The organism is Streptomyces sp. NPDC007945 (genome assembly GCF_042958885.1).
Lineage (GTDB): Bacteria > Actinomycetota > Actinomycetes > Streptomycetales > Streptomycetaceae > Streptomyces.
The window spans coordinates 437,718-456,566 of sequence record NZ_JBIBJV010000003.1 but is presented as its reverse complement, the minus strand read 5'-3'; the positions used below and the strand labels follow the sequence as shown (position 1 = coordinate 456,566).

20 protein-coding genes and 1 pseudogene are annotated in these 18,849 nt (G+C 73.3%); 12 read left to right on the top strand and 9 right to left on the bottom strand.

The window, feature by feature from the left end; genetic code table 11:
- The first annotated feature begins 278 nt into the window (after window positions 1-278).
- The 3 genes from ACFZCF_RS12890 (at window position 279) to ACFZCF_RS12880 (ending at window position 3,067) form a co-directional block, all read left to right on the top strand.
- Window positions 279-482, top strand: coding sequence for a cold-shock protein (locus ACFZCF_RS12890; RefSeq protein ID WP_388442884.1), 204 nt, complete (start codon window positions 279-281; stop codon window positions 480-482).
- A gap of 310 nt (window positions 483-792) precedes the next feature.
- The gene (locus ACFZCF_RS12885) at window positions 793-2,310 is read left to right on the top strand and encodes a DEAD/DEAH box helicase (RefSeq protein ID WP_391286546.1); all 1,518 of its coding nucleotides are present in this window, start codon (window positions 793-795) and stop codon (window positions 2,308-2,310) included.
- 535 nt (window positions 2,311-2,845) lie between these two features.
- Window positions 2,846-3,067 carry a hypothetical protein gene (locus ACFZCF_RS12880; RefSeq protein WP_388442879.1) on the top strand — a complete coding sequence of 74 codons (222 nt, stop codon included), beginning with the start codon at window positions 2,846-2,848 and terminating at the stop codon, window positions 3,065-3,067.
- 287 nt (window positions 3,068-3,354) lie between these two features.
- Here the strand turns inward: ACFZCF_RS12880 and ACFZCF_RS12875 are convergent, their stop codons facing one another.
- Entirely contained in the window at window positions 3,355-3,894 is a 540-nt protein-coding gene (locus ACFZCF_RS12875) for a helix-turn-helix domain-containing protein (protein ID WP_391286543.1), read from the bottom strand.
- 57 nt (window positions 3,895-3,951) lie between these two features.
- Between ACFZCF_RS12875 and ACFZCF_RS12870 the strand changes: the two genes are divergently transcribed.
- The 4 genes from ACFZCF_RS12870 to ACFZCF_RS12855 all read left to right on the top strand — a co-directional run bounded on the left by ACFZCF_RS12870 (window position 3,952) and on the right by ACFZCF_RS12855 (window position 6,542).
- The gene (locus ACFZCF_RS12870; protein WP_391286541.1) at window positions 3,952-4,887 is read left to right on the top strand and encodes a S41 family peptidase; all 936 of its coding nucleotides are present in this window, start codon (window positions 3,952-3,954) and stop codon (window positions 4,885-4,887) included.
- Window positions 4,888-5,053: 166 nt separating this feature from the next.
- Entirely contained in the window at window positions 5,054-5,452 is a 399-nt protein-coding gene (locus tag ACFZCF_RS12865) for an ATP-binding protein (protein ID WP_391286540.1), read from the top strand.
- A 211-nt stretch (window positions 5,453-5,663) separates the two neighbouring features.
- On the top strand, window positions 5,664-5,906 hold the full coding sequence (locus ACFZCF_RS12860) for a hypothetical protein (protein ID WP_388443514.1): 243 nt from the start codon (window positions 5,664-5,666) through the stop codon (window positions 5,904-5,906).
- 243 nt (window positions 5,907-6,149) lie between these two features.
- Window positions 6,150-6,542 (top strand): STAS domain-containing protein, encoded by a 393-nt coding sequence (locus tag ACFZCF_RS12855; protein WP_391286538.1) that lies wholly within the window; start codon window positions 6,150-6,152, stop codon window positions 6,540-6,542.
- A gap of 159 nt (window positions 6,543-6,701) precedes the next feature.
- On the opposite strand, the gene ACFZCF_RS12850 is transcribed toward ACFZCF_RS12855, so the two are convergent.
- Complete coding sequence (locus ACFZCF_RS12850; RefSeq protein WP_388442864.1) at window positions 6,702-7,064, bottom strand: hypothetical protein; 363 nt, start codon at window positions 7,062-7,064, stop codon at window positions 6,702-6,704.
- 407 nt (window positions 7,065-7,471) lie between these two features.
- Here ACFZCF_RS12850 and ACFZCF_RS12845 point away from each other — a divergent pair, with 407 nt between their 5' ends.
- The 5 genes from ACFZCF_RS12845 (at window position 7,472) to ACFZCF_RS12825 (ending at window position 10,556) form a co-directional block, all read left to right on the top strand.
- Window positions 7,472-7,675 carry a cold-shock protein gene (locus ACFZCF_RS12845; RefSeq protein WP_079428392.1) on the top strand — a complete coding sequence of 68 codons (204 nt, stop codon included), beginning with the start codon at window positions 7,472-7,474 and terminating at the stop codon, window positions 7,673-7,675.
- A 286-nt stretch (window positions 7,676-7,961) separates the two neighbouring features.
- Window positions 7,962-9,248 carry a DEAD/DEAH box helicase gene (locus ACFZCF_RS12840; RefSeq protein WP_391286535.1) on the top strand — a complete coding sequence of 429 codons (1,287 nt, stop codon included), beginning with the start codon at window positions 7,962-7,964 and terminating at the stop codon, window positions 9,246-9,248.
- A 138-nt stretch (window positions 9,249-9,386) separates the two neighbouring features.
- Window positions 9,387-9,656, top strand: coding sequence for a CBS domain-containing protein (locus tag ACFZCF_RS12835; RefSeq protein ID WP_388442856.1), 270 nt, complete (start codon window positions 9,387-9,389; stop codon window positions 9,654-9,656).
- A gap of 55 nt (window positions 9,657-9,711) precedes the next feature.
- On the top strand, window positions 9,712-10,023 hold the full coding sequence (locus ACFZCF_RS12830) for an SCO5918 family protein (RefSeq protein WP_388442853.1): 312 nt from the start codon (window positions 9,712-9,714) through the stop codon (window positions 10,021-10,023).
- Window positions 10,024-10,217: 194 nt separating this feature from the next.
- Window positions 10,218-10,556 carry a MerR family transcriptional regulator gene (locus tag ACFZCF_RS12825; RefSeq protein WP_388442850.1) on the top strand — a complete coding sequence of 113 codons (339 nt, stop codon included), beginning with the start codon at window positions 10,218-10,220 and terminating at the stop codon, window positions 10,554-10,556.
- 65 nt (window positions 10,557-10,621) lie between these two features.
- Here ACFZCF_RS12825 and ACFZCF_RS12820 read toward each other — a convergent pair whose 3' ends face one another.
- From ACFZCF_RS12820 to cmlS, 7 genes and pseudogenes are all read right to left on the bottom strand, one after another.
- The gene (locus ACFZCF_RS12820; RefSeq protein WP_391286532.1) at window positions 10,622-11,332 is read right to left on the bottom strand and encodes a 4'-phosphopantetheinyl transferase superfamily protein; all 711 of its coding nucleotides are present in this window, start codon (window positions 11,330-11,332) and stop codon (window positions 10,622-10,624) included.
- Window positions 11,313-12,053, bottom strand: a complete 741-nt coding sequence (locus ACFZCF_RS12815; RefSeq protein ID WP_388442845.1) for a ceramidase domain-containing protein — start codon at window positions 12,051-12,053, stop codon at window positions 11,313-11,315. The genes ACFZCF_RS12820 and ACFZCF_RS12815 overlap by 20 nt, the downstream gene beginning before the upstream one ends.
- Window positions 12,050-13,333 (bottom strand): cation:proton antiporter, encoded by a 1,284-nt coding sequence (locus ACFZCF_RS12810; protein ID WP_391286530.1) that lies wholly within the window; start codon window positions 13,331-13,333, stop codon window positions 12,050-12,052. Before ACFZCF_RS12810 ends, ACFZCF_RS12815 begins: the two co-directional genes overlap by 4 nt.
- The gene (locus tag ACFZCF_RS12805; RefSeq protein WP_391286528.1) at window positions 13,330-14,811 is read right to left on the bottom strand and encodes a DHA2 family efflux MFS transporter permease subunit; all 1,482 of its coding nucleotides are present in this window, start codon (window positions 14,809-14,811) and stop codon (window positions 13,330-13,332) included. Before ACFZCF_RS12805 ends, ACFZCF_RS12810 begins: the two co-directional genes overlap by 4 nt.
- A gap of 150 nt (window positions 14,812-14,961) precedes the next feature.
- Complete coding sequence (locus ACFZCF_RS12800; protein ID WP_391286526.1) at window positions 14,962-16,389, bottom strand: GNAT family N-acetyltransferase; 1,428 nt, start codon at window positions 16,387-16,389, stop codon at window positions 14,962-14,964.
- Between the two features lie 177 nt (window positions 16,390-16,566).
- Window positions 16,567-17,130, bottom strand: coding sequence for an RBBP9/YdeN family alpha/beta hydrolase (locus ACFZCF_RS12795; protein ID WP_388442833.1), 564 nt, complete (start codon window positions 17,128-17,130; stop codon window positions 16,567-16,569).
- Between the two features lie 5 nt (window positions 17,131-17,135).
- Window positions 17,136-18,836: pseudogene (gene cmlS, locus ACFZCF_RS12790) on the bottom strand (chloramphenicol-biosynthetic FADH2-dependent halogenase CmlS); the annotation flags it as partial.
- Window positions 18,837-18,849: the final 13 nt, after the last annotated feature.

Genomic DNA, 18,849 nt, shown 5'->3' with positions numbered 1-18,849 from the left:
GAATACCTGTGCTCGCGGTCTGAGGTTTTAACGACCCCCGCGGAGAGGCTTTTTACCGGCTGCACCCGGAAAAAATATGTGACGCGCAAAGACCACGGGGACGTGCTACTGTCTATCTCAGTTGCAGTTTTGGTACCCAAAAAACTTCGAGCGCTCCGCCGGCCGCACGCCGCCCGGAAGCGCTTTACATTTCCGGTATTCTCCGGCAGGGCATCATCGCGGCGACACGCCATCCGTACGGTACGGGTGGCCGATGCACTGCCCCAAGGAGATACGACATGACTGCCGGCACCGTGAAGTGGTTCAACGCGGAAAAGGGCTTCGGCTTCATCGAGCAGGACGGTGGCGGCCCCGACGTGTTCGCCCACTACTCGAACATCGCCGCCCAGGGCTTCCGCGAGCTGCAGGAGGGCCAGAAGGTCACCTTCGACATCGCGCAGGGCCAGAAGGGCCCTACGGCCGAGAACATCGTCGCCGTCTGACGCCGACGCGCATCGTGCAGCTGGGGCCCGCATCCCTCGGGGTGCGGGCCCCAGCCGCATGTACTTCCGCAGTGTCCTCTCCTGCCGGAACACCACCTCCGGGTACGCGATCTCCTCTTCGGAGCCGTACCCCCGGATGCCCCGGACCGATTTCCGCGCGCATTCCCTTTCCGATCGCCCCGCCACGAATTCTCCGTGCGCCGCGCTCGCTTTCGCTTCTCGCATTCCATTCGGTCCGTACCTGTGATTCCGCACGCTGCTCCTACGCTGCGGACCTCCTTGATGCGTGCCGTATCAAGGAAGGTTCTGAATGAACCCCACACGTACGAACAGCCGCTCTTCCCGCACCCGCCGTACCAGCGCTCCCGCTTTCGGCACCCGCTCCGGTTCGGCCCGGGGCAGTCGCTTCGGTGCGTCGTCCGCCCCGAGCCGTTCGGGTGCTCCCCGCCGCTCGGGTGGTCAGGGCGGGCGGCCCGCCCCGGTGCAGGGCGAGTTCGCCCCGCCGAAGACGATCACTCCGGCGCTGCCCGCCGTCGAGGCGTTCGCCGATCTCGACCTGCCGAAGGCCCTGCTGGCCGCGCTCACCACGCAGGGCGTGTCCGTCCCGTTCCCGATCCAGGGCGCGACGCTGCCGAACTCCCTGGCCGGTCGGGACGTCCTCGGCCGGGGCCGGACCGGCTCCGGCAAGACCCTCGCCTTCGGCCTGGCCCTCCTCGCCCGCACCGCCGGACAGCTCGCCGAACCCCGTCAGCCGCTCGCGCTCGTCCTGGTACCCACCCGGGAACTCGCCCAGCAGGTCACGGACGCCCTCACCCCCTACGCCCGCGCCGTGAAGCTGCGCGTGGCCACGGTCGTCGGCGGCATGCCGATCGGCCGGCAGGCGAACGCGCTGCGCAGCGGCGTCGAGGTCGTCGTGGCCACCCCCGGCCGCCTCAAGGACCTCATCGAGCGCGGCGACTGCCGACTGAACCAGGTCGCGATCACCGTGCTGGACGAGGCCGACCAGATGGCCGACATGGGATTCATGCCGCAGGTCACCGCGCTGCTGAACCAGGTCCGCCCCGAGGGTCAGCGGATGCTGTTCTCCGCGACCCTGGACCGCAACGTCGACCTCCTGGTCCGCCGCTACCTCACCGACCCCGTCGTCCACTCCGTCGACCCCTCCCAGGGCGCGGTCACGACGATGGAGCACCACGTCCTGCACGTGCAGGGCGCCGACAAGCAGCGGCTGACCACCGAGATCGCGGCGCGTGACGGCCGGGTGATCATGTTCCTCGACACCAAGCACGCCGTGGACCGGCTCACCGAGGACCTCCTCCGCAGCGGCGTACGGGCCGCCGCGCTGCACGGCGGGAAGACGCAGTCGCAGCGCACCCGCACCCTGGCCTGGTTCAAGGCCGGACACGTCACCGTGCTGGTCGCCACCAACGTCGCGGCCCGCGGCATCCACGTCGACCAGCTCGACCTCGTCGTCAACGTGGACCCGCCGACCGACCACAAGGACTACCTCCACCGCGGCGGCCGCACCGCCCGGGCCGGCGAGTCCGGCAGCGTCGTCACCCTCGTCACGCCCCAGCAGCGCCGCGGCGTGAACCGTCTCATGCAGGACGCGGGCATCGTGCCCGAGACCAACCAGGTCCGTTCGGGCGAGGCGGAGCTGAGCCGGATCACCGGCGCCCAAGCGCCCTCCGGCATCCCGGTCACCATCACGGCACCGGCGCCCGAGCGCCCCAAGCGCAGCACCTCCTCCCGCGGCCGCCGCGGCCCCTCCTCGGCAGCCCGGCGCGCCGGTGCCCGTCGGCCCGCCTCCGCCGCGACGGCGGCCTGAGAACCACGGGATCCGGAGGTACGCCCCCTCCCCGGGGGGCGTACGGTGACGCTGCTCCGGAACTCAGCCTGGTGCGCTGAACCGCCTTGCCACGTCTGAACGTTGCCCGACCGGTGAAATCCGCCGGGAAACGCACCGGTGCCGACCGTCGCCGCTGCCCGGCGGCGGGATGAGCGCCCCGGCACGACACCGGGCCGGCCAGGTGCCCGTGCCTGCGCCGCCCCGTCTCCCACACGCCCCTGGCCCGCTCCGAGGGCACGCGCGCCCCGACGATGCCGACGCCCGTCTTCGTCGCGGCCCGCGCGACCTCCGCCTCGGGCACCACTCTCGCCACCCTTTTCGTGGGCGGGTGCGGGCCGGGCGTCAGCCGGGGGACGGTCGCGGATCCTTCGGCGCTCCAGCGGGTTTGCGCAGGTCGGAGCCCGTGGTCGGGTTGCCGGGGGCCGTTGCTCTTCGGGCGGGGCCCCGTCTCGGCGGCCACGTCCTGCGGGCACGCACGGCCGCGGCGGGTGCGCGTGGGCGCATACTGGTGGCAATGACAAAGCCAGGTGCACCGAAGCGCTATCTGCCCACCAGCCCCTTCAAAGCCCCGGTCGCGCGACCTCCCAAGCAGTTCGCGGTAGGCGACCAGGTCACCCACGACGTCTACGGCCTCGGGCGGGTCACCGCCGTCGAGGACGGGATAGCGGCCGTCGTGGATTTCGGCTCGGCGCAACAGCGGATCTTGAGTCCGTACGCCAAGATGAGCAAGCTGTAGGACCGCCGTGCCCGGTCACGGCACACCAGATCCGTTCATGGACCCGCAAGGAAGAGGACCCCTGTCATCGACCTGACCTCGCCGTTCTCCGCTCCGGTGGCGGCGTCCCCCCGCGCCGCCGCGGTCTCGCCGCCTCCCACCACCCACCCCTTCCAGGCTCCCGACTTCGGGGAGGTCGAAGCCTTCCTGCTCGACGAGGACGCGCAAGAGTCCGCCCCTGGCACGAGCGCGGCCCGACGCCAGGCGGGCTGACTCCCGCTCGTGACCGGGCCGGCCGGCCCGGGCTCCTATGCGGGCTCGGTGGTGCCCGACACTGCCTGCTGATACAGCGCCACCAGCACACCGTGCACGGGCTGGCCCTCTGCGGCCTCCTCGGCGTCGTCGACCAGTCTGGTGAGGGTCTCGCCGAGTTCCCTCGCCTGCGCGGGACCGAGCCGCAGGTGCCGAAGGGTGAGGTGGGGTTCCGCGGCGGAGCGGTCCAGTTCCTGGGCGACCGCGGTCAGCATCGCGGCGGTGCCCGCCGCCTGAGGCTCGGCGACGACCATGCGGCGGGCCGTGCGCTGGTAGTACTGCTCGGTGCCCCCGCGGACCTGGCGGGTCCCGGCGACGTGGACCAGCCCGGCTTCACGGAGCACCTTGAGGTGGTGGGCCACGTTGCCCTTCTTCGCGTCGAGCTGCGCCGCGAGTCGGCTGAGGGTGGCGGGACGCTGACCCAGCGCGAACAGCAGACGCTGGCGCAGCGGGTGGGCGAGGGCCGCGAACTGCTCGGGCGCGCCGATCTCGAGGATGCCCTCGGGAGGCGGCAGACGGGGGGGCTGATCGCTCATCCCGAAAGTGTCTAAATTCGTTGACGCTTTCGCAAGGGCGCTGCTCTACTCCCTGCCATGACGACTCCGACGAAGCTCGCGCCGGCCCCTGTCATCGACGGGACGATCCGGCTGCTGGCCGAGCACTACGTCTTCCCCGGCACAGCCGAACAGCTCACCGGCCTGCTGCGACGGCGCCTCGCCGAGGGCGCCTACGACGTCGCGGACGCCGAGGAACTCGCCCGCCTCGTCACCGCGGACCTGCAGTCCGTCAACGGCGACCGGCACCTGAGGCTGAAGCACCACGCCGATCCGATCCGCCCGGAAAGGGGAGCGGCCACCCTGGACGCCATGCGCCGGGACTTCGACGCCTCTCTGGGCGGCGCACCCCGTGTGCAGTTGCTCGACGGAGGCGTCGCCGTCGTGGAACTGGCACCGATGCTGTTCCCGCTCGGCTGGGCCGCCGAACCGCTGGGCGCCGCGCTCACCCTGGCCTCCCGCGCCCGGGCCCTGATCGTGGACCTCCGCGCCAACCGGGGCGGCGACCCGGACACGGTCGCCTTCGTCTGCGGCTACCTCCTCGACGAACGCACCCACCTCAACACCATGTACTGGCGCGAGGGCGAGCGCCGCGAACAGTCCTGGAGCCAGCCCCACGTTCCCGGCGCCCGATTCGGCGGCACCAAGCCCCTGTACGTACTGACCAGCGGCACCACCTTCTCCGCCGCCGAAGAACTGGCCTACGACCTCCAGCAGCTCGGCCGCGCCACCGTCGTCGGCGAGCCCACCCGCGGCGGCGCCCACCCCTGCAACGGCTGGACCCTGCACCCCCACCTGGAAGCCACCATCCCCGTCGGCCGCGCCGTGAATCCCGTCTCCCGCACGAACTGGGAAGGGGCGGGCGTACGGCCCGACATCGTCTGCGCCGCCGACGACGCCCTCGACCACGCCCACGGCCTGGCCCTCACCCGGCTGAAGGAGCCCGAAGCGCTGGATGATCGTTTCGGTGGGTGACGGCGTGCGGCCATCCGGGCGAGGCGGAAGTGATCTTGTTCCGGTCCTTCCGGTGCCCCTTTCGCCCTCCCGGCGGCGTTTCTCGCCCGCGTCGCGCATCGGGCGCCGGGGTGTGGGCAGACGGGTCGTAAGAGTCCCCGCCTCCTGGTCGCGGAGAGGACGGACCATGGTCGCCTCGCTACGACGCCACCGCACCCTCTACGGCCCCTGGGCCGCCGCGGAGGCGCGCAGAGAAGTGCACGACCTCGCGGTCGCCGCGCTCCTGGCGGGCAGCCCCGTCAGCGCCACGGCCGAGGCCGACGCCATGCTGGTGGTCAGCGAGCTGGTGAGCAACGCCGTACGCCACGCGGGCGGGGACTGCTCGGTCGACCTCACCCTGCGGGCGGACGGCATGGACATCGACGTGAGCGATCACAGCCGCGAACCACCCCGCCCCGGGAGCCCGGGCCCGTACGGGGAGGGCGGATACGGGTGGGGCATCGTCGACCGCCTCACCAGCGAGCTGACGGTGGCGCACCGCCCGAACGGCAAGACCGTGCACGCCCACCTCGACCTGCCTCACTGACCGGGGCCGTCGGACGGTGTGCGCGGGGAGCGGCGGGTCACCGCGCTCCGAGGGGCACGCCGCTCCCTCGCCGTGGGGCGCGGGCCGCGGGCGTCGGCCCGCGGGACGTACGGTGGAGTCATCGGGGAGCGCGTCCGGCGCGCTCCCGCCGCCCGGGGCGCGTTCCCGGCGAAAGGACGGTACCGCCGTGGATCACAACGACCCGGAAGCCATGCCGCCGCCCGGTCACGCCGAAGTCCGCATCGTCGCCGCCACCCCGGACGCCGCGCGCAGGGTGGCCGACATCCTCCGCCACTGTTTCGCGGGCGGCGAGCAGCGCAGCTACCCCGCGCCGGGCGGAGGCACCCGGCTCCATCTGACCGTGGACACCACGCGCCCCGCCGGTCCCGCCCGCTCCTGGCTCGCCACCAGCAGGCCCCCGAGCGGCGACGGCCCCCACGCCGAGGAGCCCTGACGGGGCCTCGGCCCCGGACCGAGTGAGGCGGGGGCCGGTGAGGGCGCCGGGGAGCCGGAGCGCGACGCGTCCCGGCGGCCTCCGCCCCGACCCCGGCCGGTCGTCGGGGCGCGCATGATCCCGCTGCCGCGGCCCCTGTGGAGGTGACGCACGCCGCCGGCGCTCGGGGGCGGGCTGGTCACATGGGGTGAAAGGGGCGGTCGGGTCGTGCCCTGGGACCGGGCGGAGGGCGTTGACGGGGGCGTGAGCACCTCGACCACCGCCCCGATACTGACGGCGCCTCCCGCCGCCCCCTCCCCTTCCGTCGTGCGCGACGCGGGCACGGACACCGCGCCCGGCGTCATGGTCATCGATTCCTGCACCGCCCTGGGCGCCACTCTGGTCGTCCGCCTCGCGGGGGAGATCGACCACTACAGCGCCGCACCGCTGCGGGCGCTGCTGGCCTCGGCTGCCGACGACGGCTGCACCGGCCTCGTCCTCGACACCTCCCGGGTCACGTTCTGCGACGCCGGTCTCCTCGCCGTCCTGGACTGGTGGCCCCGGCGGGGACGCCGCCTCGGGCTGGCGAACCGCTCCCCGGCCGTCCGGCGCCTCCTGGATGTCGTGGCCGCGTCGGCGGACGAGGGCACCCCCTGAAGGCCGCGCACAGGGGAAAGCGGGGCCCGTGGGTGTGCACGGGCCCCGGACGGGCCGGCGCCTCGGACGGCGCCGACGGACGGTCGGCCGGCGGCGGCCCGGGCCCCGCGGACGTCGACGGGCCGGGCTCCGCCTCGCGGAAGGTCGGTGAGCGGAACGTCAGTGATCGGAGTAGCTGACGTCGCCCATGGTCCAGGCGCTGATCTCCGCGATCGAGACGCGGTACATCCCGCCCGTCTCCGGGATCCCGACCGCGCCTTGGAGGATCCGCGCCAGGTGGAAGTGCAGATGGGTGGGCGGTCCGTCCTTCTCCGCCGCTCCGGCGGAGAAGACGGCGGAGAACTCGGCGAGGTGTTCGGAGTCCGCCAGGACCTCCGAGACCCGCTGACGCCACACCGCTTCGGGGGCGAGCCGCCCCGTGATGACGGCGCCTCCGGTGACGACGGTCAGGGACATCTGATTGCTTCGCCCGGACTCCACCAGCCTGGCGATGTCCACGAGCAGTTCGTCGGTCTTCGACATGGAAGCCGATCCTACGGGTCGGCCCGCCCGGTGCACAGGTACGCCCGCACGGAGGGCACGGGGCGGGCCGGGCGCGAGGGCGGACGGCGGGGGCGGACGACGGGCCGCCGGGGCCGGTGCGGCGGGGCGCGGATATCTACGTGCGCGGGAGGAGAATTCGGCAGACGGCGCGACGAGGATTACTGCCGCTCAAAAAGAGCGGAGATATTCCTGCCGCTTTTCGGGGCGGGCCCGTGCTACTGTCGTTATCAGTTGCAGTTGTGGTTCCCGAAACTTCACGTGTCCCCCGTGGCCTTCACGGCTCCGGGAGCGCTGTTTTTTCATCTCCGGTCCATCCGGCGGGGTAATCAGCACGGCGACATGGTTTCCGCGCAGTGCGGGCGCCGATGATCCTCGAAGGAGAAAAAATGAGCACGGGTACCGTGAAGTGGTTCAACGCTGAAAAGGGCTTCGGCTTCATCGAGCAGGACGGCGGCGGCCCCGACGTCTTCGCCCACTACTCGAACATCGCCTCTCAGGGCTTCCGCGAGCTGCAGGAAGGCCAGAAGGTCAGCTTCGACATCGCGCAGGGCCAGAAGGGCCCGACGGCCGAGAACATCGTCTCCGTCTGACCTGACGCACGCACGGCAGCAGGGGCCCGCATCCTTCGGGGTGCGGGCCCCTGCTGCGTTCGCCCCACCAGGAATCCCCCGGCGGATCCCCCCTCGGGACTCCGCCCGCGGCCGACGGCCCGGTCATCACCGCCGTCCCCACGCCGCCCCTCGCTGATCTCGCCTCTCGGACTTCATTTCCGGCGGTTCAGCCTTCATACAGATTTCGAAGCCGTCGGGAAACAATTCGCTCCGATTCTCCGCCGCGGAAATTCCTTGATGCGCCTCGTAGCGAGGAAGGCCCCGCATGAACGGTCACGAGGACGGATCCGTCCAGGGACGACGTGAGAGCGCCGCCCTCTCACCGCCCGCCCTGTCACCGCCCGCCCTGTCGCCGCCCGCGCCGACGCCGGCCGTGACCTTCGCCGACCTCGGGGTTCCTGACCGCCTCGTCGCCGCGCTCGCCGCCGAAGGCGTCACCCTGCCCTTCCCCATCCAGAGCGCGACCCTCCCGAACGCGCTCGCCGGCCGGGACGTCCTGGGGCGCGGCCGCACCGGCTCCGGCAAGACCCTGGCCTTCGGCCTCGCCACGCTGGCCCGTACGGCCGGCACGCGGGCCGCGCCCCGACGGCCCCTCGCCCTGGTCCTGGTCCCCACCCGCGAGCTGGCGCAGCAGGTGACCGACGCGCTCACGCCGTACGCCCGCGCCGTCGGGTCGAGGCTGACCTCAGTGGTCGGCGGGGCACCCCTCAGCCGGCAGACCTACGCCCTCCGCAAGGGCGTCGAGATCGTCATCGCCACCCCGGGCCGGCTCACGGACCTCGTCGTCCGCGGCGACTGCCTGCTGGACCGGGTCTCCGTCACCGTCCTGGACGAGGCGGACCAGATGACCGACATGGGCTTCGCCCCCCAGATCGCCGACCTCCTCGACCGGGTGCCGGCCGAGGGCCAGCGGCTGCTCTTCTCCGCCACCCTGGACCGCAGTGTCGACCGGCTCGTCGAGCGCTACCTGTCGGACCCCGTCGTGCACTCCGTCGACCCCGCCGCCGGGGCCGTCACCACGCTGGAGCACCACGTCCTGCACGTCCACGCCGACGACAAGCAGGCCGCGACCGCCGAGATCGCCGCCCGCACGGGGCGCGTGATCCTGTTCCTCGACACCAAGCACGCCGTCGACCGGCTCACCGGGGACCTGCTGTCCCGCGGGGTGCTCGCCGCCGCGCTGCACGGCGGCAAGACCCAGCCCCAGCGCACCCGCGCGCTCGCCCGGTTCAAGAGCGGACAGGTGCCGGTGCTCGTCGCCACGAGCGTCGCCGCCCGCGGCATCCACGTCGACGGACTCGACCTCGTCGTCAACGTCGATCCGCCCGCCGACCCCAAGGACTACCTGCACCGGAGCGGCCGCACGGCCAGGGCCGGAAACCACGGCAGCGTCGTCACCCTGGTCACACCGAAGCAGCGCCGCGCCACCGCCCGCCTCATGTCGCGAGCGGGCGTCGAGCCCCGGATCACCCGGGTCCGCCCCGGCGAGGCGGAACTGCGGCGCATCACGGGCGCCCAGGCCCCCTCGGGCGTCCCCGTCCTCGGAACGTAGCCGCCGGGCGAGCCGCCGCCCGGCCCGGCCCGGCCGACGAGGGCCGCCACCGGACGCCCCGAGCCCGCGCCGCCCCGCACGCCGCCGGCCCGCCTCACCCCCTGACTTCTTCTCCCTTTCCCACCACAGGAGCCGCTCGTGACACCGACACGGACACGCCCCCACCACCCCCAGCCGGCCACCCAGGGCACGGCCGACCCGCACGTCTGGGCGGACATGACCGTCGAGGTCGCCCTGGCGGTCATGAGCGGGGCCCGTACCGGACGCCTGGTCATCCGTGACGCCGACGGCCGGCGCACCGGCCTCGTCACCCGGGCCCAGCTCGCCGGGTTCCGCGCCAGCCCCGCGTACACCGACCGGGTGCGCCTGAGCGAGCTCGCCCCGGCGGACACCGCGCCCCGCCCCTGACCGCCCGCGCGGGTCGTCCACCCGCCGCGTTCCTTCCCTTCCCCTGTGAGGTCCCATGCGTTGTGTGATCGCCCGCTTCCCGTTCGAGCTGACGAAGAGCGGCGTGCTGGAGACGATGAAGGGCGTCGCTCCCGAACCCGTCACCGGCCCGTTCGTGGTGATCGGCCGCCGCACCTACCCCGCCAAGCAGGTCGGCGCGGTCGTCACGCGCCAGGACCGCCGTGACTTCGGCGTCGACGAGGTCCTGCGGGCCATGACCCGCCTCGGCTTCACGTGCGGCAGTCGCCCGGACGTGTCCTCCTCGCCGGTCGCCGCCGACCCGCTCCGGCGGGCCTCCGACCTCCTGGGCGCGCCCCCCGCGGCCTGACCGCCGCAGGACCGGAGGGCCGGGCCGGAGCCCCGCCCGCCCCCCGGTCCCTCCGCCCCGTCCCGGGACGGTTTTCCTCGTGCTCCCTCTCCCCGTCCGCGACGCCGGTACCGGCGTCGCGGACGGCGGCGTTACCCTCGGTGAACGGGCCGGACCGCCGGCCGCGCACCGGAAGGTCCGCCGGAGAGGTGAGAATGACAGCAGACGATCCGCTCGGCCGTCTCGACGACGACGACTACCCCGCCTACACCATGGGCCGGGCCGCCGAGATGATCGGTACGACGCCCGGGTTCCTCCGCGCCCTGGGAGAGGCCCGATTGATCGCCCCGCTCCGTTCCGAGGGCGGCCACCGCCGCTACTCCCGCTACCAGCTGCGCATCGCCGCCCGCGCCCGCGAACTCGTCGACCAGGGCACCCCCATCGAGGCCGCCTGCCGCATCATCGCGCTGGAGGACCAGCTGGAGGAGGCGCAGCGCATCAACGCCGAGTACCGTCGCGCGTCGGGCGAACCCAACCCCCCGGCAGCCGACTGACCCACGCCCCACCGTGGCGCGGGTCCGCGCTCCGTCTCCTCCGTCTCCTCCGCCTCCGTACGCGCCTACGGACGAGGTGCCCCGCTCGCGCCGGAGAGGCCGTCGAGGCGGGTGGTCGTGAGGCGGGTGGCCGGGTGGGTGGTGGCCAGGGAGGCCAGGTGGCGGGGGACCGGGAGGGGCAGGTCCCGCAGGTGGAGGGGGACCCGGCTGCGGGGGTGGGCCAGGGCGGGCCCCGTGGTGTCGAGGTCCGCGAACGGGGTGGCGAGCCCGTGCCCGGTGAGCTTGGTGGCGGCCTCCTTGCGGGTCCACAGGCGGAGGAAGGCCCTCGGGCGGTCGGCGGGCGAGGTGTCCGCCAGGAGGGCGCGTTCCCGCGCGGTGAGCGATTTCGCCTCCAGGCGCGGGGAGGGCGGGGAGCCGGGAAGCTCCTCCATGTCCACGCCCACCAGGCCTTCCGTCACCACGGCGACCAGGATCCAGTGGGCCGTGTGGGCCACCGAGTAGTCCAGGGACGTCTCCGTGGCCCAGCGGGGGCGACCGTGGCCGGCACCGCAGTGGCGGCAGGTGCGGTCGATGGGGATCCGCGCGGGCGGGACGCCCAAGTAGTGCCCGGCGAGGCGGTGTTGGGCAGCACGGGATGCCGTGTACGTGTCGCGGGGCGAGCCCTCGGGGAGGGCGTCCGCCCTGGCCGCCTCCTCACGGGTGAGGAGGCGGCGCCAGTCGCGGGGCGGGCGGGTGGGGGTCAGCCACAGGTGGCACTCACCGGAGGCCGGCAGCACGCTCGGGACCTTCGGCGGGGACGGGTTCGGGGCTCGCCGACGTCCGCGTCCGCCAGTGCCGGACCAGGGCGAGGGAGGCCAGGTAGACCACCAGGCCGTCCAGGAGGTGCCACAGGAAGTGGGTGCCCACCGGGAAGTCGGAGCAGACGGACTCGTCGGCCGTCCGGGCCAGCAGCGCACCGGTGAAGGACAGCGTGGCGAGCCCGAACGTCCCCGCGTGCACCCGGAGTTCGGGATCCTGGGAGGTGCGCAGGACCACGGTCAGCGCCGCGAGCAGGAGCAGCACGGGGACGTACGTGCCCGACTTGTTGGGGACGTACGGGCCCACCACGACGATGAACGCGGCGAGGAAGGCGATGAACGCGACCACGCCGAGGAGGGCGCGGCGGCGGGAGAGGCCGTGGAACCAGTGCAGGTAACTGCCCAGGAACCACAGGACGAAGAGGGCGATCGGCGCGACGTCGAGGACCTGCGCCCAGCGGGTGCCGAGGGTGTGGAAGGCGAAGCTGCCCAAGCTGATGGAGGCCGCGAGGGGCACCGTGAAGGCGATGCTCACCGGGGCCTTCCGGCCGTCCGGGCCGGTGCGGTGGCGGGCCAGCATCCGCCAGATCGCCCAGGCGGCGACGGCGAAGGAGAGGTTGCTCAGCGCGTTGACGGGTTCGGCCCAGAAGGCGGCCGAGGCCCGTTCGCAGTACTGGTCCACGTGCTCGTACAGGTTCATCGTCCGGTTCCTACGGTCTCGTCGGCCGTCGCGTGGGTGAGGGGCGAGGGGGCGGCCCGGTCGGGTGCCGGGTGCGGGGCGGGGTGGTGCGCGGGCGGCGGGGCGGCGTCGAGGAGCGGGCCGGCCATCGCCGTGGTCACGACGGCCATGACGACCATCATCGAGTAGACGGTCCCGTCGATCAGGCCGAGTTCGAGGCCGACGGAGAGGATGACGATCTCCGTGAGGCCGCGGACGTTCATGAGGATGGAGAGCGGCAGCGCCGACCGGTGCTCCAGGCCGGAGAGGCGGGCTCCGGCGTACACCCCGGCCGCCTTCGCGGCCACGGCGACCGTCAGCAGGGTGAGCAGCGTGACGAGGGTGGAGGCGCCGAAGCCGTCCAGGCTCACCTTGGAGCCCGCCACCACGAAGTACAGCGGCAGCAGCAGCGTCCCGGCCTGGTCCGCCGTGTGGATCAGGCGGTCGCGGAGCTTCTCCAGGCCGGCGCGCGGCATGATCGCGCCGAAGGCGAAGGCGCCGAAGATGTAGTGCACGCCCATCCACTCGGTGGCCGCGCACGACAGCAGCAGTCCGGAGACCAGGAGCGGGAAGAGCGCCGCCGGTGCCGCCGGCCGCTCGGCCCAGCGGCCCAGCACCCGCTTCAGCAGCGGGCGGGCGCCCAGGAGCAGCAGGACGTACACGGGCAGCAGGGCGATCCGCCACTGCTCGCCGCTGGCGGTCAGCGCGGCCACGCCGGCCAGGCCCACCCAGGCGACGAGATCGCCGACGGCCGCCGCCGCGAGGGCGAGGCCGCCCAGGGGGCCGTTGGTGAGGCCGCGGTCGGCGAGGATCCTGGCCAGGACCGGGAAGGCCGTCACGGACATGGCGATGCCGAGGAAGAGCACGAAGCCGGTCCGGGAGCCGGGGGCGTACCGGGCGGCGAGCGGCAGGGCGACCAGGATGCCGACGACGAGCGGCACCAGGACCGAGCCGACCGCGACGCCGAGCGCGGCGCGCCGGCGGCCGCGCAGCAGGGTGTGCTCCAGCTCGTAGCCCACGACGAACATGAAGAGGGCGAGGCCCACCGCGGCGAGCGCCGAGAGCAGCGGCGCCACGTCCGGGGGGATGAGGACGGAGCGCACGGACTCGGGCAGGACCAGCGGGCCGCACAGGACACCGGCGACGATCTCGCCGACCACCGGCGGCTGCCGGACGGCGCGGGCGAGGGCGCCGAAGAGCTTGGCCACCGCCAGGAGCGCGGCGAGGCTGAAGAACAGGTGGACCGTGGTCTGGCCCGTCATGGGGTCACCGCCAGGGAGGGAGAGGCTGAACCGTCCGGCTGCCGGGGCGGCGGGCTCGAACGGACGATCAGTGAGGCGGCGAGCGCCCCGAGGAGCAGGAGTCCGACCGGCAGGTACACCGTCTCGGCGAGGGCGGCGCTCAGCGCGGACGGGGCCGCTCCGGTGCCGCCGGCCGCCGGGCCGTGCGCCGGTCCGTCCGCCAGGCCGTCCGTCAGGCCGTGGGCGGCCAGCCGGGACGCCAGGACGGCGCTGACCGCGGCGCTGCCGAGGACGGAACCGACCTGCCGGAGGGCGTTGTACGCGCCCGAGCCCGCGCCCGCCCGGTCGGCCGGGAGCCGCAGCGTGGCGGCCACGGCCAGCGAGGGCCAGATGCAGGCGTTGGCGAGCCCGGCGAGGGCGGCGCCGGCCAGGAACCAGCCGAGCGGCAGGTCGAGGGTCATGAGCGCCGCGAACGCGGCGAGGGAGGCGGCGAACAGCACGAGCCCCACGAGCGGCACCGTGCGCGGGTGGAGGCGGTCGCCGAGCAGGCCGACGAGGGGGACGAACACGATGGCGGCGACGGCCATCGGCGCGAGCACCGCGCCCGCGCCCGTCCCGGACAGCGCGCGGGCCTCCTCCAGGTACAGGTACAGCGGCACCATCACGGCCGTCACCGCGGCCGCGGCGAGCGCGACCGCCAGGGAGGCCGCGGCGAAGGTCCGGTCGCGGAAGATGCCGAGCGGCAGCAGCGGATCGGCGGCCGTGCGGGTCTGGTGGACCACGAACAGGGCCAGCACGGCGAGGCCGGCACCCGTGGCGCACCAGGTCCAGGTGGTCCAGCCGCGGCTGCCGCCCTCCTGGAGGCCGAGGACGAGCGCGGCCATGCCGACGGTGCTGAGGACCAGGCCGACGGTGTCGAAGCGGTGCGGCCGGGTGGGCAGCACGGGCACGTACCGGACGGCCAGGACGAGGCCGAGCAGGCCGATCGGCAGATTGGCGTGGAAGATCCACTCCCAGCCGGCGCGGTCGACGACCAGGCCGCCGAGGAGCGGACCGAGGAGGTTGGCCAGCCCGGCGACGGCGCCCCACACGCTCATCGCGGCGGCGCGGCGCTCCGGCGGGAAGGTGCGGCTGATGACGGCCATCGTCTGGGGCGTCAGCAGCGCGGCTCCGACGCCCTGGACGGCCCGGGCCGCGATCAGCGTCCCGATGTCCCCCGACAGGCCGCACCACAGGGACGCGCCGGTGAACACGGCGAGTCCGGCGAGGTAGACGGGCCTGGGGCCGAAGCGGTCGCCCAGCCGGCCGGCGGGCAGCAGCAGGGCGGCGAAGGTGAGGAGGTAGGAGCTGGTCGCCCAGACGAGGGACGTGACGTCGGCGCGCAGGCTCGTCATGATCGCCGGGTTGGCGACGGAGACGACGGTCATGTCGAGGATGACCAGGAAGTAGCCGACGCAGAGCGCCGCCAGCGCCGGCCAGGGACGGGGTGGAGCGGACACGGGCAGGGTCCTCACGGGGCGGGCGGGAAGGGGCGGGTCTGGGGCTGGGCTGGGCTGGGCTGGAACGGTGCGCGGACGAGCGGGGGGGGACCAAGCACAGTCCGCGCGGCCACCGGCGCGCCGCCCCCTCGGGCTCACGGGCTCACGGGCTCACAGCAAGCTGCTCGTGATGCGCTTGATGCGGAAGGGGACGCGGCGGAGGCCGTGGACCAGGGCGGTCAGGGTGTGGGGGGACGAGGTGCGCAGGTAGTGGCCGACGACGGGGCCGAAGACGTACTGCCAGCGCGGCCAGTCGCGGCCCAGGCGGCCGAGTTGTTCGCCGATGTCGATCGCCATGACCCGGACGGGCTCCTTGGTGTACGGATGCGTCTTGGAGATCGGCAGCTTGCGGCCGCCGAGGCGCTCGTACTGGGGGACCAGCTTGTCGATGGCGTCGAGGACGAGGTAGCGGCAGCCGAGGTTGAAGGCGAGCCGGGCGATCTCGCGGAAGAGGGCGAGGACGACGCCCGAGCCCCGGTAGTCCGGGTGGATCGCGAGGCGGGAGACCTCGACGAAGCCGCCCTCCCAGATGTGCGCCGGCAGTCCCTCGGTCTGCGCCTCGATCTCGCTGAGGGCGCGGTCGCCGGCGTTGACGACGATCCGGCCGGTGCCGACCGGCTTGTCGCCGAGCCGGCAGACGATGCCGACGGCGTGCCGGTCGAGGCGGTCGCCGACCTCGATGCTGTCGCCGACGTCGGCGAGTCGCCCGAAGTGCCGGTTGCCGGCCAGTCGGACGTCCAGGGCCTGCCGGTACGTGGCCTCGTCGGCGACCGTGCGGATCGACAGGTAGCGGTTCACCCGGAACGGGCGGACACCGGCGGCCCGCAGCGCGGGGAAGCCGAACTCCGGCACCGTGCCGGCGAGGACGACGGCGCAGTCGCGCACGGACCTCCGGGTGGCGGTCCGGAAGGAGAAGCGGGTCTCGTCGCCGGACTGGCGGCAGGAGGTGAGCCGGGCGGCGATCCTCCGGCCGCCCAGCCAGGGCAGCCACAGGTCGAGCGTCGCGGACATGCCGGGAGCCAGCAGGCGTCCGGGATCGTCGGTGGTGAACTCGCCGCCGTACGGGCCGAGTCGGACGATCGTGACGCGCTGCGGCCGGGCGAAGAGGGTGGGGCTGTCGAGGCGGGCCGTGATCGGTTCCGCCAGCGCGTGGGTGTGGGCGTCGGCGCGGTCGGCGGGCGGCCGCACCTCGACCCGCCCGGTCCTGGGGTCGACGGTGTGGTCGCGGCTGAAGAGCGGGACCGGGGCTCCGCCGCCGGGGCGCCGGCCGTCGCCGCGGAAGAGCAGCGCGAGGCGGGCGCCGGGCCGGATGCCGGACAGCCGGTCCGGTTCGGGCGCGGACAGGACGAGGGTCCCGTCCGGGGTGCGCTCGTCGAGCACGCACGTCACCCGGTGGCGTCCGGACCGGAGGACCACCTGGGGGCGGTGCAGATCGGCCGGCCAGTACCGGTACGTCGCCGGGGTGGCCGGGGCCGCCCGGTGCGCGGGGTCCGTCGGGCCGGAGGAGGGGCTGACCGGCTCGGCCTGGACAAGTTCCATCGTTGCTCCCTGCTGTTCTCCCCGGGCGCGGACGGCCCTCGGGGGTGTGGCCGGACCGGGGCGGCACCGGCGGGCGGAACCTGGTCGGCTCCGCCCGCCGGTGGACGCCCCACCGCTGTCCCCGCGTAGCCGAGGACCCTCGGGTACGGGCCCTCGGGCCTCGGGGCGTCAGGCCCCTCAGGCCTTCAGGGCGTCCTGGAAGAGCCGCCAGCCGTCGTTCCACTCCCCCAGGCCGGAGGAGGCGTTGATGTGCCCGAGGCCTCCGACGTTGTGGAGGCGGGCGCCGAGCTGCCGGGCGGCGTTCTCGGCGTGCTCCAGGGAGCCGTACGGGTCGTCCTCGCTGGCGACCACCACGGACGGGAAGGGCAGCGGCCGCGCGTACGCGTCGGTGGCGAAGCCCTCCGCCTGGGTGGGGAAGTTCTCGCCGGCGACGTCGGGCGCGGCGACCAGGAAGGCGGCCGCGACGTCGGTGAGGGCCGGGTCCCCGGTGCGGGCGCGGGCCCACTCCGCGAGGAGGGTGCAGCCGAGGCTGTGGGCGACGACGACCTTCGGTCCCGGCACGGCGGCGAGGGCCTCGTCGAGCTCCTTCACCCACGTGGCCGCGACGGGCTCGTCCCAGGAGGAGTGCTCCACCCAGACGGCGCGGTCGGCCTCGCGCTCGAACCACTGGCGCTGCCAGTGCTCGGGGCCGGAGTTGCCGATGCCGGCGAGGAAGACGAGGGTCGGGTTCTGGTTCGGCATGGTCGTCACACCTCGTACTCGACGCCGACGCCGTCGAAGCGCAGGCGGTCCTGGATGAAGACGGGCTGGTCGTTCTTGTCGTAGCCGGTCACGAGACCGGCCTCCATGAGCCGGATGACGATCTGGGAGCTCAGCTCCTGCTTGCCGGTCTCGCTCAGGCGGCGGATGACCTCCTTGTAGCCGAGCTCCTCCTTGAGGAGGCTCTCGAAGATCTCCCGGTGCTCCTCCTCCAGCGGCCACTTGACCATGTCGAGGCCGTCCTCGTTGCCGAGGACCTGCTTGCGCTGGAGCCGGAAGCCCTCCGGGTCCACCTTGTAGAAGGGCTCCAGGCGGACCTCGGTGCCGTTCCACTGGAGGCGCTTGATGCTGTTGAGGTCCTTGGTCAGGCGGCTGATCCACTGGACGCGGGCGACGTTGAGCTCGTCGTCGCTGAACTCGTCGCTGAGTTCGAGGCGCTGGTGGCGGCCGATGCCGATCATCGTGGAGGCGCGGTCGCGGAAGTCGGCGATCGACCAGTCGCTGCTGCCCTGGTCGGCCTGGACGAGGCGGTCGAACCAGGCCTTGCGGCTGAGGCGCTCGTCGGCGGTCTCGCTGATGCGGCGCTTGAGCCAGAACTCGGACTCCGGCTCGGTGAAGGAGGCGAAGGTGTAGAAGGAGGCGAGGAACTCGTGGTACTGCTCGTAGGTCTCGCGGTAGGTGCGGTTGTACCAGGCGTGGACCTCGTCGCTCTCGTCCGGGTTCTCCGTGATCCGGTCGATCGCGGCGGCGGCCGAGACCGCGGACTGGGTGGCCAGGTGGACGCCCTGCGAGAACAGCGGGTCGGTGAAGCAGGCGGCGTCGCCGCTGAGGAAGAACCGGCCGGCGGAGACGTACTCGGAGTCGTACGACCAGTCGTGGACGATGCGCACCTCGTCGACCATCTCGGCGCCGTCCAGGAGGGCGGTGGCGCGCTTGGCCTTGGCGAGGGTCTCGCGGTAGAAGCGCTCCGGGCCCAGCTCCTTGACCTCGGCCGACTTCGAGCGGTCGACGACGAGGCCGACGCTGTACAGGTCGCCCTTGAGCGGGATCATCCAGACCCAGCCGTCCTCGAAGGTGATCGAGTACGTGGTGCCCTTGAGGTCGCCCTCGAAGGGGTCGGGGCGCTTGAAGTACGACCAGACCGCGAAGTTCTTGTAGAACTCGTCGTAGCGGCGGATCTTCAGCTGGCGGGCGAGCGGGCTGTGCGAGCCGCTCGCGTCGACGACGAAGTCGCTGACGACCGTGCGGGACTCCTCGCCCTGGCGGACGGTGAGGGTGACGGAGTCGGCGGCGGAGATGTCGACGTTCGTCACCGGGGTGGACTCGTGGACGGTGACGCCGCGCTCGCGGACCTCGTCGACGAGGAGCTGGTCGAACTCCTCGCGCTTGACCTGGATGGCGTGGTCGTAGACCCACGGCGAGGTGCGCGGGGTGGTGAAGGAGAACGTCCACGGGGCCTGGTCCTGGCCCCAGAGGAAGGTGGCGGAGGGCTTCTTCACGAACTCGGCGGCGTCGATCTTCTCCTGGAGGCCGAGCCGGGTGAGGATCGACAGGGTGCCGGGCAGGAACGATTCGCCGACGCGGTAGCGCGGGAAGGTGTCGCGCTCGAAGACCTCGACCTCGTGGCCGAGCTTGGTGAGGGTGAGTGCCGCCACGCAGCCCGCGGGGCCCGCACCGATGACGGAAACCTTCGACTTCTTC